12 protein-coding genes are annotated in these 15,210 nt (G+C 71.2%); 9 read left to right on the plus strand and 3 right to left on the minus strand.

Features of this window, described 5'->3' with window-relative positions; genetic code table 11:
* Positions 1 to 12: 12 nt before the first annotated feature.
* Positions 13 to 1,707, minus strand: coding sequence for a PucR family transcriptional regulator ligand-binding domain-containing protein (locus J7E88_RS02325; protein WP_215177410.1), 1,695 nt, complete (start codon positions 1,705 to 1,707; stop codon positions 13 to 15).
* A gap of 283 nt (positions 1,708 to 1,990) precedes the next feature.
* Between J7E88_RS02325 and J7E88_RS02330 the strand changes: the two genes are divergently transcribed.
* The 9 genes from J7E88_RS02330 to J7E88_RS02370 all read left to right on the plus strand — a co-directional run bounded on the left by J7E88_RS02330 (position 1,991) and on the right by J7E88_RS02370 (position 12,516).
* Positions 1,991 to 2,881 (plus strand): xanthine dehydrogenase family protein subunit M, encoded by an 891-nt coding sequence (locus tag J7E88_RS02330; protein ID WP_215176652.1) that lies wholly within the window; start codon positions 1,991 to 1,993, stop codon positions 2,879 to 2,881.
* A gap of 2 nt (positions 2,882 to 2,883) precedes the next feature.
* The gene (locus tag J7E88_RS02335) at positions 2,884 to 3,486 is read left to right on the plus strand and encodes a (2Fe-2S)-binding protein (RefSeq protein WP_215177412.1); all 603 of its coding nucleotides are present in this window, start codon (positions 2,884 to 2,886) and stop codon (positions 3,484 to 3,486) included.
* A gap of 2 nt (positions 3,487 to 3,488) precedes the next feature.
* Positions 3,489 to 5,894: a xanthine dehydrogenase subunit D gene (gene pucD, locus J7E88_RS02340; protein WP_215176654.1), complete on the plus strand. Its 2,406-nt coding sequence runs from the start codon at positions 3,489 to 3,491 to the stop codon at positions 5,892 to 5,894.
* Between the two features lie 297 nt (positions 5,895 to 6,191).
* Positions 6,192 to 7,712 carry an NCS2 family permease gene (locus J7E88_RS02345; protein WP_215176656.1) on the plus strand — a complete coding sequence of 507 codons (1,521 nt, stop codon included), beginning with the start codon at positions 6,192 to 6,194 and terminating at the stop codon, positions 7,710 to 7,712.
* A gap of 44 nt (positions 7,713 to 7,756) precedes the next feature.
* Positions 7,757 to 8,908 (plus strand): XdhC/CoxI family protein, encoded by a 1,152-nt coding sequence (locus J7E88_RS02350; protein WP_215176658.1) that lies wholly within the window; start codon positions 7,757 to 7,759, stop codon positions 8,906 to 8,908.
* Positions 8,909 to 9,048: 140 nt separating this feature from the next.
* Positions 9,049 to 9,678, plus strand: a complete 630-nt coding sequence (locus J7E88_RS02355) for an RNA polymerase sigma factor (protein ID WP_215176660.1) — start codon at positions 9,049 to 9,051, stop codon at positions 9,676 to 9,678.
* Positions 9,675 to 10,400, plus strand: a complete 726-nt coding sequence (locus J7E88_RS02360; protein ID WP_215176662.1) for a hypothetical protein — start codon at positions 9,675 to 9,677, stop codon at positions 10,398 to 10,400. The genes J7E88_RS02355 and J7E88_RS02360 overlap by 4 nt, the downstream gene beginning before the upstream one ends.
* Before the next feature lie 179 nt (positions 10,401 to 10,579).
* Positions 10,580 to 11,065 carry a hypothetical protein gene (locus J7E88_RS02365; RefSeq protein WP_251022006.1) on the plus strand — a complete coding sequence of 162 codons (486 nt, stop codon included), beginning with the start codon at positions 10,580 to 10,582 and terminating at the stop codon, positions 11,063 to 11,065.
* 119 nt (positions 11,066 to 11,184) lie between these two features.
* Positions 11,185 to 12,516: a histidinol-phosphate transaminase gene (locus tag J7E88_RS02370; RefSeq protein WP_251022007.1), complete on the plus strand. Its 1,332-nt coding sequence runs from the start codon at positions 11,185 to 11,187 to the stop codon at positions 12,514 to 12,516.
* Between the two features lie 44 nt (positions 12,517 to 12,560).
* Here the strand turns inward: J7E88_RS02370 and J7E88_RS02375 are convergent, their stop codons facing one another.
* Entirely contained in the window at positions 12,561 to 13,850 is a 1,290-nt protein-coding gene (locus J7E88_RS02375) for an acetyl-CoA carboxylase biotin carboxylase subunit family protein (protein ID WP_215176663.1), read from the minus strand.
* On the minus strand, positions 13,847 to 15,190 hold the full coding sequence (locus J7E88_RS02380) for an MFS transporter (RefSeq protein ID WP_215176664.1): 1,344 nt from the start codon (positions 15,188 to 15,190) through the stop codon (positions 13,847 to 13,849). Before J7E88_RS02380 ends, J7E88_RS02375 begins: the two co-directional genes overlap by 4 nt.
* Between the last annotated feature and the right edge of the window lie 20 nt (positions 15,191 to 15,210).

Genomic DNA, 15,210 nt, shown 5'->3' on the forward strand with positions numbered 1-15,210 from the left:
CACACACCGGCGTCAGCTCATCCGGAGCGCCAGGAAGAAGTCCAGCTTGTCCTCCAGGCGCGACAGGTCGCGTCCCGTCAGCTGTTCGATCCTGCCGACCCGGTACCGCAGCGTGTTGACGTGCAGATGCAGGCGCGTGGCGCAGCGCGTCCAGGAGCCGTCGCAGTCGAGGAACGCCTCCAGCGTCGGGATCAGCTCCGCACGGTGGCGCCGGTCGTAGTCCCGCAGCGGGTCCAGCAGACGGGCCGTGAACGCCCGGCGCACGTCGTCCGGCACGAACGGCAGCAGCAGTACGTGCGAGGCCAGCTCGTGGTGGCCCGCCGCGCACACCCGGCCCGGCCGCGCCGCCGCCACGCGGCGGGCGTGGCGCGCCTCCTCCAGGGCGCCGCGCAGGCCCTCGGCCGAGTGCACGGCGGCGCTGACGCCCAGCGTGAGGCGGCCGTCGCCGTCGAGGCCCGCCGACAGGGGGGCGCGTACGGACTCCAGCAGTGCGTCGGCGTGCAGCCCGGCGTCGGCGGGCGGGGTGCCGTCCTCCTCGTCCGGGGCCCCGCCCAGGCCCAGCGCGGGCAGCGGCACCAGCGCGATCGCCTCGTCACCCGTGTGGGCCACCGCGATCCGGTCCGCGGAGTCCGGCCCGGCGGCCGACGGGTCGACGAGGATCTCCTCCAGCAGCGACTGGGCGACCGGGCCCGCCTCGATGCCCGAATCCGCGCCCCAGTCGACGCGGGCCACCACGACCTGCCAGTGCGGCGCGGTCCCCAGGCCCGGCAGGAGCACTGGGGCGGCCACCCGCAGCCGGGCCGCGATCTCCGCCGGCGCGGCACCCGTCTGGACCAGTTCCAGCACCTCCTGGGCAAGCCGGCGCCGTACCGTGCGGGCCGCCTCGCGCCGGTCGCGCTCGACGGCGATCAGCTGGGTGACGCCCTGGAGCAGGTCGAGCCGGGCCGCCGGCCAGTCCCCGGCGTCGGCCTCGACGGCCAGCAGCCAGTCCGACAGCACGCTCTCGCGCACGTCGCGCGACGCGGCCGCGGCCCCACGGCCGGTGTTACGGATCGGGAAGAGGGAGTAGGTCACGCCCTCGACCACCGCCCGGTGCGGCGGGCGCCGGCCGGCCCGTACCGCGGCCAGGTGCTCACCCGCCAGTGCCGCGCCCGTCCGCGCGGACAGCCCGTCACCCGCGCCCGCGATCTGCCGCCCCGTGGGGGAGAGGACCCAGGCCCGCAGATCCAGATCGGAGCCGAGCAGATCGAGGACCGCGTCCGGGCCGCCGCCGGCCGGACCGGAGGTCATCAGTCTCCTGTGTCTGTCGACGACTGCCGCGAGGTCCCCGGCGCGCTCCCCGGAAACCTGCCGTACGACGTACTCCGTGATCGTTGCGAACGCAACGGACTCGTTCACTGCGAACAGCGGAAGCCGGTGGCGGGAACACGCCTGGACCAAATCGTCGGGAACGTCGCCGAGCTCCGCCTCGCCGGCCGCGAGCCCCGCGACCTGAGCGCCCGCGAGGATCCGTACGAACGGTTCCGAGTCCTCGGCGCTGTGGCGCCAGGCGAGCCCGGTGAGCACCAGTTCGCCGCCCGAGAGATATCGGCTCGGGTCCCGGAGGTCGGTGGTCATCACGCCCCGCACGCCACGGTCGAGCTCTTCCTCGCCGCCGAGCAGCCGCAGCCCCAGCGCGTCGGTCTCCAGCAGTGCGCGCAGCCGCATCTCGTCGCCACCGATCTGTCTCGTTGTTGCGGGTTCTGGCCAGAGATCGTTGGCCACGGTTTCCGGGGGAAAACGGTGAGGTTGCTGATCTCCGCCTTTCGTTCGAATCTACAAGACGAGAGAGGCGGCCAGCCAACTCCTTCATGGTTTCGGTGACTGCACCGGTCGGATCGCGCCTTGTGTACTGGACCACACCGCGTAAACAGCACGTGAACATCCAGTCGAGGGCCGGCCGTCCCGGGCCCGTTGCGACGACGACCCCGAGATAAGAAGAGAGCCACTCATGGACTTCCTTCGCCCCGCCAGCTGGGAGGAGGCGCTCGCCGCCAAGGCCGAGCACCCCACCGCTGTCCCCATCGCGGGTGGCACCGACGTGATGGTCGAGATCAACTTCGACCACCGCCGGCCGGAGTACCTCCTGGATCTGAACCGCATCGGTGAGCTGACCGAGTGGGAGGTCGGCGGGGAGAGCGTCCGGCTGGGTGCCTCCGTCCCCTACACCGCGATCATGGAGAACCTGCGGTCCGAGCTTCCGGGCCTCGCGCTCGCCTCGCACACCGTGGCATCCCCGCAGATCCGCAACCGCGGCGGCGTCGGGGGCAACCTCGGCACCGCGTCCCCGGCCGGCGACGCGCACCCGGCGCTGCTCGCGGCGGGCGCGGAGGTCGAGGTGGAGTCGGTCCGCGGCTCCCGCCTGATCCCGATCGACGCGTTCTACACGGGCGTCAAGCGCAACGCGCTCGCGCCGGACGAGCTCATCCGCGCCGTGCACATCAAGAAGGCCGACGGGCCCCAGCAGTACTCCAAGGTCGGCACCCGCAACGCGATGGTGATCGCCGTGTGCGCCTTCGGCCTCGCCCTGCACCCCGAGACCCGCACCGTGCGCACCGGCATCGGCTCCGCCGCGCCCACCCCGGTCCGCGCCGAGGCCGCGGAGGACTTCTTGAACGCCGCGCTCGAAGAGGGCGGATTCTGGGAGAGCGGGAACATCATCACCCCCTCGATCGCCAAGCAGTTCGCGGAGCTCGCCTCCGGCGCCTGCAACCCCATCGACGACGTGCGCGGCACCGCCAAGTACCGCCGTCACGCGGTCGGCATCATGGCCCGCCGCACGCTCGGCTGGACCTGGGAGCAGTACCGCGGTACCGCCCGCACGCTTGAAGGAGCTGCATGACCATGCGCGTGAATTTCACCGTCAACGGACGCCGGCAGGAAGCGGACGACGTCTGGGAGGGCGAGAGCCTGCTGTACGTCCTGCGCGAGCGTCTGGGCCTGCCCGGCTCCAAGAACGCCTGTGAGCAGGGCGAGTGCGGTTCCTGCACGGTCCGCCTGGACGGCGTGCCCGTCTGCTCCTGTCTCGTCGCCGCCGGCCAGGTCGAGGGCCGCGAGGTCGTCACCGTCGAGGGCCTGGCGGACTACGCCAAGCAGCGCGCGGAGCACGCCACCTGCGGCACCTCCCTCCAGGACGCCCAGCCGGGGGCCCCGGACGGAGCCTGGGGGAGGAGTGCCAAGGGCACCGACTCGCAGACCGGCGAGGGCGCCGAGCTGTCCCCGATCCAGCAGGCGTTCATCGACGCGGGCGCCGTGCAGTGCGGCTTCTGCACCCCCGGCCTGCTGGTCGCCGCCGACGAGATGCTGGAGCACAACCCGTCCCCGACCGACGAGGACATCCGCGAGGCCCTGTCCGGCAACCTCTGCCGCTGCACCGGATACGAGAAGATCCTGGACGCCGTCCGCCTCGCGGCCGCCCGCCAGGAGCGTCAGGAAGAGGCGGTCTGACCATGGCGCAGAACACCCGGGTCGCTTCCGTTCCCGCGGGCACTCCCACCAAGGTCACCCAGGGCTCGAAGACCAAGGGCGGCATCGGCGAGTCCACGCTCCGCCCCGATGGCACCCTCAAGGTCACCGGCGAGTTCGCCTACTCCTCCGACATGTGGCACGAGGACATGCTGTGGGGCCAGATCCTGCGCTCCACCGTCGCGCACGCCGAGATCGTCTCCATCGACACCTCCGAGGCCCTCGCCCAGGCAGGCGTCTACGCCGTCCTCACCTACGACGACCTGCCCACCGAGGTGAAGAACTACGGCCTGGAGATCCAGGACACCCCGGTCCTCGCAGGCGGCCGGGTACGCCACCACGGCGAGCCCGTGGCCCTGGTCGCCGCCGACCACCCCGAGACCGCGAGACGCGCCGCCGCGAAGATCAAGGTCGAGTACAAAGAGCTGCCCGTCGTCACCGACGAGGCCTCCGCGACCGCCCCCGACGCGCCGCTGCTGCACCCGGGCCGCGACGACCACCACGCCGGTCACGTCCCGCACCCCAACATCGTGCACCGCCAGCCGATCGTCCGCGGCGACGCCGACGAGGCCGCCAGGCGTGCCGACGTCATCGTCTCCGGCGAGTACACCTTCGGCATGCAGGACCAGGCCTTCCTCGGCCCCGAGTCCGGTCTCGCCGTGCCCGCCGAGGACGGCGGTGTCGACCTGTACGTCGCCACCCAGTGGCTGCACTCCGACCTCCGGCAGATCGCCCCGGTCCTCGGCCTGCCCGAGGAGAAGGTCCGCATGACGCTCTCGGGCGTCGGCGGCGCCTTCGGCGGCCGCGAGGACCTGTCGATGCAGATCCACGCCTGCCTGCTGGCGCTGCGCACGGGCAAGCCGGTCAAGATCGTCTACAACCGGTTCGAGTCCTTCTTCGGCCACGTCCACCGCCACCCGGCGAAGCTCTGGTACGAGCACGGGGCCACCAGGGACGGCAAGATCACGCACATGAAGTGCCGGATCGTGCTGGACGGCGGCGCCTACGCCTCCGCCTCCCCGGCCGTCGTCGGCAACGCCTCCTCGCTCTCCGTCGGCCCGTACGTCATCGACGACGTCGACATCGAGGCCATCGCGCTCTACACCAACAACCCGCCCTGCGGTGCCATGCGCGGCTTCGGCGCGGTCCAGGCGTGCTTCGCGTACGAGGCGCAGATGGACAAGCTGGCGGCCGAGCTGGGCCTGGACCCGGTGGAGTTCCGGCAGCTCAACGCCATGGAACAGGGCACGCTCATGCCGACCGGGCAGCCGGTCGACTCCCCGGCCCCCGTCGCCGAACTGCTGCGCCGGGTCAAGGCCCGTCCGCTGCCGCCGGAGCGCCAGTGGGAGACGACCGAGGGCGCGGACGTCCGCGCGCTGCCCGGCGGTCTGTCCAACACCACGCACGGTGAAGGCGTCGTCCGCGGTGTGGGCTACGCGGTCGGCATCAAGAACGTCGGCTTCTCCGAGGGCTTCGACGACTACTCCACAGCCAAGGTGCGCATGGAGGTGGTGGGCGGCGAGGCCGTCGCCACCGTCCACACCGCGATGGCGGAGGTCGGCCAGGGCGGTGTCACCGTCCACGCCCAGATCGCCCGCACGGAACTCGGCGTCACGCAGGTGACGATCAACCCGGCGGACACCCAGGTCGGCTCGGCCGGCTCCACCTCCGCCTCCCGCCAGACGTATGTCACCGGTGGTGCGGTGAAGAACTCCTGCGAGCTGGTCCGCGAGAAGGTCCTGGAGATCGGCCGCCGCAAGTTCGGCACCTACCACCCGGCCTGGGCCACCGCCGAGCTGCTGCTCGAAGGCGGCAAGGTCGTCACCGACGGCGGCGAGGTCCTCGCCGACCTGGCGGACGTGCTGGAGGACGAGGCCGTCGAGATCGAGGCCGAGTGGCGCCACCGCCCGACGGAGGCGTTCGACCTGCGTACGGGTCAGGGCAACGGCCACGTGCAGTACTCCTTCGCCGCCCACCGCGCGGTCGTCGAGGTGGACACCGAGCTCGGCCTGGTGAAGGTCATCGAGCTGGCCTGCGCCCAGGACGTCGGCAAGGCACTCAACCCGCTGTCCGTCATCGGCCAGATCCAGGGTGGCACCACCCAGGGCCTGGGCGTCGCGGTCATGGAGGAGATCGTCGTCGACCCGAAGACCGCGAAGGTGCGCAACCCCTCCTTCACGGACTACCTCATCCCCACGATCCTCGACACGCCGACCATCCCCGTCGACGTGCTCGAACTCGCCGACGACCACGCCCCCTACGGGCTGCGCGGCCTCGGCGAGGCCCCGACCCTGTCGTCCACCCCGGCCGTCCTCGCGGCGATCCGGAACGCGACCGGGCTCGAACTGAACAGGACGCCGGTACGCCCCGAGCACCTCACCGGTACCTGATCTGCCCCTGCGGCCCAGTGGCCGTGGGTTCCCCCCATCCCCCCACTCTTCTCCGGGCGGTGCGTGCCATGGCTCCAAGCAACATCACTTGCGCCCTGTCCACGCCGCCCGGAGAAACCCCGTACCGCACCGCTCGCGGTCACCGCAGGTCCCAGCACCACCAGCACCACCGTGCAGAACCCGCAGAGAACGTTCGTCTCGGGCCGTCCCCCGGGTCGTGCAGCCGAAGCACCTTCCCAAATCCCGCCATCGAAATCCTTCCGGCGGGTGCCCCTGTGAACCTTGGGAGTAGGCACCATGACCCAGCAGTCCACTGAGCCGAGAGGCGCTGACGACGCCGACGCAGGCACGCTCCCCCAGGGCCTTCGGCCCGAGGGCGCCCCCAACTCGCTGCGCTCGCCCGCCGACCGGTCCTGGCTCGACCGGTACTTCCACATAACCAAGAGAGGGTCGACCATCGGGCGGGAGGTGCGCGGCGGCATCACCACCTTCATGGCGATGGCGTACATCATCCTTCTCAACCCGGTGATCCTGTCGGTGCCCGACGCGAACGGCGCGCGGCTCGACGGTGACCAGTTGACCACCGCCACCGTCTTCGCCGCAGCCGCAACCACCATCGTGATGGGCCTCATGGGCAATGTGCCCCTGGCCCTCGCCGCCGGACTCAGCGTGTCCGCCGTGATGGCATTCCAGGTCGCTCCCGAGATGTCCTGGGAAAACGCGATGGGGATGTGCGTCATCTACGGCGCCGTGATCGTCCTGCTCGTCGTCACCGGCCTGCGCGAACTGATCATGAACGCGATCCCTCTGGCGCTCAAGCACGCCATCACCATGGGTATCGGTCTGTTCGTCTGCCTCATCGGCCTGGTCCAGGCCGGATTCGTCACCTCCATGCCCGGTGAGGGCGGCATCGCCGGTGCCAAGCCGATCCAGCTCGGCACCCACGACATGCTCACGGGCTGGCCCGTGCTCTGCTTCTCCGTCACGGTGCTGCTGATCTTCCTGCTCCAGGTGCGCAAGGTGCCCGGCGCGATCCTCATCGGCATCGTCGGCGGCACGCTGTTCGCCGCCGTCGTCCACCAGTTCGCCGGCCTCGACAAGGCCGCCTGGGGCGGACTGAACGCGCCCGAGCTCACCGGTTCCATCGTTTCCAGCCCTGACTTCGGCCTCTTCGGCTCCGTCTCCTTCGACGGCATGGCCGACGTCGGCGGCATCACCGTCGGCGTCATCGTCTTCACCCTGGTGCTGGCGGGCTTCTTCGACGCCATGGGCACCATCATCGGCATCGGCCAGCAGGCCAACCTCGCCGACTCCACGGGCAAGATGCCCGGCCTCAACAAGGCCCTGGCCATCGACGGCGCCGGCGGTGCGATCGGCGGCTTCACGGGCGCGTCCGGACAGACCGTGTTCGTCGAGTCCACCGCGGGCGTCGGCGACGGCGCACGCACCGGCCTCGCCAGCGTCGTCACCGGTCTCGCGTTCACGCTCTGCCTGTTCTTCACCCCGCTCGCCCAGCTCATCCCGACCCAGGTCGCCGCGGCCGCGCTGGTCGTCATCGGCTCGATGATGATGAGCAACGCCAAGCACATCGACTGGAACGACTCGGCCACCGCCATCCCGGTCTTCCTGACCACGGTGCTGATGCCGTTCACGTACTCCATCACCGCCGGCATCGCCGCCGGTGTCATCGCCCACGTCCTGATCAAGGCGGTCCAGGGCCGGGCGCGCGACGTCGGCTGGCTGATGTGGATCCTGTCCGCCGTGTTCCTCGCCTACTTCGCCCTCAACTCGATCGAGGGCTGGCTGGGCGTCAAGTAGCACCTTTGCCGTCCTCCACACACCTTCATCCAGAGGAGACCGACATGCTGGACATCGCCGAAGAGCTGAACCGGTGGGTCGAGCAGGGCCGTTCGTTCGCCGTCGCGACCGTCGTCGCCGTCGGGGGCAGCGCACCGCGCCTGCCCGGCGCCGCGCTCGCCGTCGACAGCGGGGGCACGGCGATCGGCTCGGTCTCCGGGGGCTGTGTGGAGGGCGCGGTGTACGAGCTGTGTCAACAGGCGCTCCAGGACGGCGAAAGCGTCCTGGAAACCTTCGGATACAGCGACGAGGACGCGTTCGCCGTGGGCCTGACCTGCGGCGGCGTCATCGACATCCTCGTCACCCCCCTGACTGCGGACACTCCCGGCAGGGAGGTGTTCGTGGCCGCGCTGGCCACCGCCGCCCGCGGGGAGGCGGCGGCGGTCGCGCGGATCACCGACGGCCCCGCCGAACTGTCCGGACGGGCACTGCTCGTGCATCTTGACGGCGGCTTCGACGGCTCCCTCGGCGGCCATCCGGAACTGGACCGCACGGCCGCCGGCGAGGCCGCGGCCATGCTGGACGCCGGCCGCACGGGGACCGTCGTCATCGGCGAGGACGGCTCGCGCTGCGGCCGGCCCCTGACCCTCCTGGTCGAGTCGAGCGTGCCCGCCCCCCGAATGATCGTCTTCGGTGCCATCGACTTCGCCTCCGCCCTCGTACGGGTGGGCAAGTTCCTCGGCTACCACGTCACCGTCTGCGACGCCCGGCCCGTGTTCGCGACGCCCGCCCGCTTCCCGGACGCGGACGAGGTGGTCGTCGCGTGGCCGCACGAGTACCTGGCGCGTACCGAGGTGGACGCACGCACCGTGCTGTGCGTGCTCACCCACGACGCCAAGTTCGACGTGCCGCTGCTGGAACGCGCGCTGCGGATGCCGGTCGCGTACGTCGGCGCCATGGGCTCGCGCCGCACCCACGAGGACCGCAACAGGCGGCTGCGGGACGTCGGCGTCACCGAACTCGAACTGGCCCGGCTGCGTTCCCCGATCGGCCTCGACCTCGGTGCGCGCACGCCGGAGGAGACGGCCCTGTCCATCGGCGCGGAGATCGTGGCGAACCGCCGCGGCGGCAGTGGGGTCTCCCTGACCGGCGCACACACGCCGATCCACCACGACGGCCCCGACGCCGTCGCGGGCCGGATCGGGTCGGTGGCATGACTGCTTTTCGTCCGGCGACCTCACGGACGCCGGCTGTGACGTTTCTGTGAGGCGCGGCGCAGAAATGTGTGTGGGGGACACACACGCGGCTCATGTCATGAGCATGTCGTGACTGGGCGGCGCACGGCGAAGAGGAACGAGTGGGCAAGGAGCGGGGCGATCGACGGGCGCACGTACACGACACGGAGCTCGGTGACGCGGTCGCGAGGGCGCAACAGGGCGACGACACCGCCTTCTCCAGGGCCTACCGGATCGTCCATCCCCCGCTCCTGGGCTTCCTTCGCGGACTCGTCGGCGACGACGCGGAGGACGTCGCCTCCGACGCATGGCTTGAAATCGCCCGCGACATAGGGCGTTTCCGTGGTGACGGCGCCGGCTTCCGTGCCTGGACGGCGAGCATCGCGCGCAACCGGGCCATCGACCACCTGCGACGGCTCAAGAGCCGCCCGCGCGCCACCTGCCTCGAGCACGACCTCGCCGAGATGCCCGCCCGTCAGGACACCGCGCAGGAGGCGTTGGAAGCCGTCTCCACCCAGCAGGCTCTTGCCCTCATCGCCCGACTTCCGCGTCAGCAGGCCGAGGCCGTGCTGCTCCGGACGGTCATCGGACTCGACGGAGTCACCGCCGCACGGGTGCTCGGCAAGCGGCCCGGCGCGGTCCGTTCCGCCGCCCACCGCGGTCTCAAACGCCTGGAGAAGCACCTCGCCCCGCTCCGGGGCCAGGGTCGTGTGACAGATTCGGCCCCCCATGCGCTGGGAGGTGCGAGATGACCGAAAAGCGATCTGGAGACGCCATCGGCTCCGGAGCCGAGCCGCGGCAGCCCACGACACCGGCGCTGGAGGCGGTGCTGGCGGCCGCCGCGCGCCCGGCGCCTGTCGGGCCGGAGGCTGCCGAACGGGCGCTCGCGGCGTTCCGCGCCGCGCGTGCCGACGGCGCACTCGGCCTGGCCACCCGGCCCGAGGACGACTGGCGTCCCGTCACCCGGCCGAAGGCCCGTGCACGCGGAATCAAGGCGGGTATCGGCGCGGCCGTGGCCGGGGTGATGCTCGGCGGAGTGGCGATGGCGGCCGGCGCAGCACCGTTCACCGACCGGCCGCCCCGGCCGCCGGGCCCGGGCGCCTCGTCCGGTACGGGCGAGGACAACCCGGACGCCGTCCGGGACTCCGCCACGCCCACCGAGGGGACGACCGGAGCCCCCGCGGGCGAGCGCCCGCCGGCCGCGAAGGACGAGGCGGCGCACTGCCGCGCGTACGACGACGCGAAGCGGCGCGACGCCGCCCGGGCCGGCGCGATGCGCAAGCGGCTGGAGGAGGCGTTGGGCGGCCCGCAGGCCGTCGCGGACTACTGCGCACGGCTGCCGGCTGAGTCCGGCGCGGAGGGGGAAGCGGTCGGCGGCGCTCCGAAGCCGTTCGATCCATCCGCCGCCAACGCACCCGCCACGCCCCCCGGCAAGGCGAGGGACCAGCATCCCCGGCAGCTGCCCAAGGACTGAACATGCCGACCGTTCGTCGGGTGTTGCGGAGCGCCCCAGACGCCCGAACGGTGGTGATGGTTGTACACCTGGCCCCCGGAGTTCTGTGAGAACAGACACCCGACACCGGCCGTGATGCTCTGCCCACCGATTCCGCTGGGGCAGACGAGCTGTTCATGGCCATGGGTGGGAGGAATCGGATGCCGTTCGAAGGGCATGCAGAACAACTTCCGGACGCAGACGGCATGCAGGAGCACGCCGCAGGCTTCGTTGCCGAGATGCGCGAGCGCAGCAGACTGCCGCTCGACTACACCGTGTCGAGCCTCAGACTCGTGGACTTCGTCGTCGACGGACTCAGACGCGGCGGAACTGACCGCCCAGGTGTCGACCGCTTCCTGCAAGGCCTCGGCGCCTACGTCGGCGAGGTGATCGTCCGCCGCGCCGGCGCGCGCTGGGTCGACCTCGACGCGGGCCAGCGCGAGCTGTTCGGCCAGCCCGTCGGCATCCGTATGCCCGACGGCCGGGTCTGGAACCCGTTGGGCAAGGTGGTCAAGCGGTTCGAGCACGGCGCTTCGGAGTCCGTCGATCGCTTCTACCTGCTGCTGCACGGACGCCGGACGCCCGGCAGGCGCGGCCCTGTGCCCCGGCCCGCCGGCTGCCCGGACCCGCAGAGAGCCGCCTGCTGACCGCGGTACGCCTCCGGCCGGGCGCACCGGCGCGTGGTTGAACACCGGGCGGATCCGTTGCGTACCTGTGGGCGGCCGGGCGGATCCGCCCGGCCGCCCACAGGCAGGGGAGGCACGTCTTGGCCGCCGGCAACGTCACCGCGCTGTTCCGCGCGTCCACCGCGCACAGCCCTTCGTACTTCTCCCTGGACCGGGCGGGCGGCGGTACCGGGGAGATCACCGACTTCTGCATCCCCTGCAACCCGTACTTCCCCACGCCCGCCATGTTCGACGAACTCGGCAGACGCCTGCGGGAGATCCTCACCTACTACCCGAGCAGCGCCGACACCATCACCGCCGAGCTCTGCCGGCTGCTCGGTCTCAACCCGCAGACCGTCGCCATGGGCAACGGCTCCACCGAACTGATCACCTGGATCGACCACCTGCTGGTGCGCGAGTCCCTCGCCGTGCCCGTACCGACCTTCGGACGGTGGACCGACCAGCCCATGGAGACCGGCAAACGGGTCGACATGCTGCTCCTGCCCGAGGCCCGCGGATTCGCCCTCGATCCCTCCTCCTTCGTGCAGTTCATCCGGACCAGGGGCTCGCGCGCCGCCGTCATCTGCAACCCGAACAATCCCGACGGCGGACTGCTGACCAAGCAGCAGGTGCTGTCCCTGCTGGACCAGTTGCAGGATCTCGACCTGGTCGTGGTCGACGAGTCCTTCCTCGAATTCGCCGACGCGGGCCAGGAGACGAGCGTCGCTGCCGAGGCCGTTCTGCGGACCAACGTCATCGTGCTGCGCAGCCTCGGCAAGAACTTCGGCCTGCACGGAGTGCGCTTCGGCTACCTGGTCGCCCATCCCGGTCTCGCCAGGCGGATACGAGACGCGCTGCCGAAGTGGAACCTCAACTCCTTCGCGGAGACCGTCGTCTTCATGCTGGCCGAACACCGTCACGAGTACGCGCAGAGCCTGCGCCAGGTGGGCCGCGACCGCGAGGAGATGATCTGGCGGCTCTCCCAGGTGCCCGGAATGACCGTCTACCCGTCCCAGGGCAACTTCGTCTACGTGCGCCTGCCGGAAGGCGCGGACGGTTCGGTCCTGCGGGACCGGCTGCTCGCCGAACACGGCGTGCTGATCCGCGAATGCGGCAACAAGATCGGCAGCTCCAGCCGGTTCGTGCGCCTGGTGGTGCGCCCCGAGCCCGATGTGCAGCGGCTCGTGTCGGCGATGGAGCAGGTGCTTTATGGGCGGCAGACGCCGGTCCAGGCGCCCCCGCCCCCGCCGGAGCCGGTGCGGCCGATGCTCGCGCAGGCCGCTCCGCTCACCCTCGCGCAGCAGCCCGTCGCCGCCGAGGGTCTCGCCCCGGCCGACGGCAGGGGCCGCACCGGCGTCCCGGCGGCCAGCGCCATGGACGCCGGGTACACCTCGGGCGCCGCCATCGTCGACCGGCTGATCGCCCAGGCATGATCCCCCACGGGCCCGGAAGTCCCCCCACGGGCCCGTGGGTCCGCCTACGCGTAGGTGAACGGCTGGTACTCCGCCAGCAGACGGAAGTCCCGGTACAGCGCCTCGAAGTCCCGGTTCCACACCAGGAACGTGCCGCCCACCGTCACCAGGTCCGACGTCCCCTCGACCCGGTCGCCGGGCCGCACCGTCCACCGCATCTCGTACGAGCTGTCGATCTTCGGCTCCAGCCGGTCGGCGACCACTCCCGCGCGCAGCGGCATGCAGGCGTCGAAGCAGTACACCTGCTCGCCCTGCCACGGACGGCTCGGGACGCCGCTCTCGATGCCGAACGCGACGTTCACCAGGGCCTGGCCGTAGTGGCGCTGCATCGCGGCCAGGCCGGACAGGCCCTTGAAACGCGCACCGACCTCAAGGAAGACCAACTCGTCGTCCCCGGTGAGGAACAGCTCCAGGTGCGAGGCGCCGTCCGGCCTGCCCAGCGCGTCCAGCGCCTCGCCGGCGAAGGCGACCATGCGTGCCACGCGCGGGTCGTCGTCGAGGAGGTTGATGTCGGCGTTGACCCGGCCGCCCGCGACGTCCGCCGAGTTCACCAGATACTCCGTGACCCCGCCGAAGACCGTCCTGCCCGCCGCCGAGATGATGTTGACGCTGTAGACGCGGCCGTCGATGAACTCCTCGTACTCGTACGCCCGTCCCAGATCGCCGTCCACGGGCAGCGCGGCGAAGTCGTCGTAGCTCTCGACGGTCACGACGCCGATGGATCCGGCGGAGTCGGTCGGCTTGAGGACGAACGGCAGCCCCACCCGGCCGGTGATGTGCTCGAAGTGGGCGCGCGCGCCCGCCCGGTGGCGCTCCGGGTCCCACGCGCCGAACGCCGGGGCACGCACACCGGCGGCCGCCACCCGCTGCTTCATCTCCAGCTTGTCGAGGAAGGGAATCACCTCGGCCGGACAGGGCCCCGCGAGCCCCAGGCGCTGCCGGATCTGCGCAGCACCCAGCACGTTCTGCTCCAGATACGTGTGCACGGTCAGCCGGTCCCGGCTCGTGCTCCGCAGCAGGGCGGCGACGACCTCCGTGCCCGCGTCCACGTCGATCTGCGCGGTGTTGAGAGGGGACGGGTCCGGCTCCAGCGTCGGTACGACATGCACCTCGTCGAACCAGCCGCGCCAGAGGTCGGTGAGGTGGACGGCGTCGAGCGTGGTGAAGACCCCGACGAGCCGTACGGCCGCCCGGTCCTCGAACAGCGCGGGGTCGAACGCCTCGAGCCCTCGGGTACCGATGAACACGGCGGTGTGCGGCGCGGCGTGCGCGCGGGCCGGATCGGCGGCGGTCATGCCGTTTCCTCCTTCATGGGGCGCCCCTCGGCCGGGGACACCGATACGAGCGGACGCGCGGGTACCGCGGTCGCCGGACGGGAGACGAGCGGCTCCGCAGAGCCGGGGGCGGGGCGCCGCCTGCGGCGCAGGGCGGCGTACTCCCAGCCCACGACGAGGACCGCGATCACGGCCACGTCGATGCCGATGGACCATTCGACGCCAATGGTGTCCATGCCGCGCGAGAAGGCGAAGCCGGACACCGCCATCAGGCTGTAGTACACCGCCGTAAGGAGTCCGACGACCGAGGACACCCGGGAGTCGGGGGAGTGGGAGATGAGCCTTTTGTACTGGTGGGCCCAGACGACCTCACCGGCGAACACCAGCAGCACGAACACCGCGAGCGCGGGCCCGAGGCTGCCCTGCGCCAGCGGAAGCACCGCGTACATGAGGGTCGCGAAGCCGATCAGGGCCACGGTGAGACGCCCCTGCAGACGCTCCGGCACCTTCCCCCGCCGGCTCAGATACTGGTACACGAAGACACCCGCGAACACGGCGAGCCACTCGGCGGTGAAGAACACCGCCATGCCCGAACTGCCCATGCCGAACCAGAGTTCCGGCACCGCCGTGATCAGCACCTCGTACGTCGCCTGGAGCGCGGTGACCGCGAGAACGATGTAGAAGACGGCGGACGAGATGACCGGGCTGCGGGCGATGACGACGGCAGCCGAGCGCAGGTTGGCGACCACGTTCTCCTTCACCCCCGCACTCTCCCGCCGGGTGGCCGCGATGCGCTGCCGGTTGGGCCGCACCAGGGCGAACAGCACCGCCGACAGCAGGAACGTCGCCACGTCCAGGAGCACGACCGTGCCCAGGTCGACGAAACTGAGGACGAAGCTGCCCACCGCGCCGGCCGCGGCGATGGCCAGGAACAGGCTGGAGTTGAAGACCGTCGAGTACGTGTCGGTCTGCTCCTCGTCGAAGAACTGCACCAGCGCCTTGACCCGGGCCGCGTTCACCGCGCTGTTGAGCAGCGCACGGGCGAAGACGACACCGACGGCGAGCGGGAACATCCGGGGCGAGAGCGCGGCCAGGAACAGCAGCGTGACGGCGGCGGCCACCACGTTGAGCGCCACGAGGAGTCTGCGGGCGTCGGCACGGTCGATGTACCGGGTGGCGAGCAGACCGACGAACAGGTTCGCGATCCAGTCGGCGGCGAAGACGGCCGACGCGAGGGTGGCGCTGCCCGTCTCGCCGTAGACGAACGCCACGTACGAGATCATCAGCAGCTTCGAGCCGAACAGCGAGATGAACGACGCGACGTAGGACAGAAGGAAGTTGCGGTTCAGATAGACGCCCATGGCATGGTCCTCGGTATGCG

The organism is Streptomyces sp. ISL-10 (assembly GCF_018614575.1).
Classification (GTDB): Bacteria; Actinomycetota; Actinomycetes; order Streptomycetales; family Streptomycetaceae; genus Streptomyces.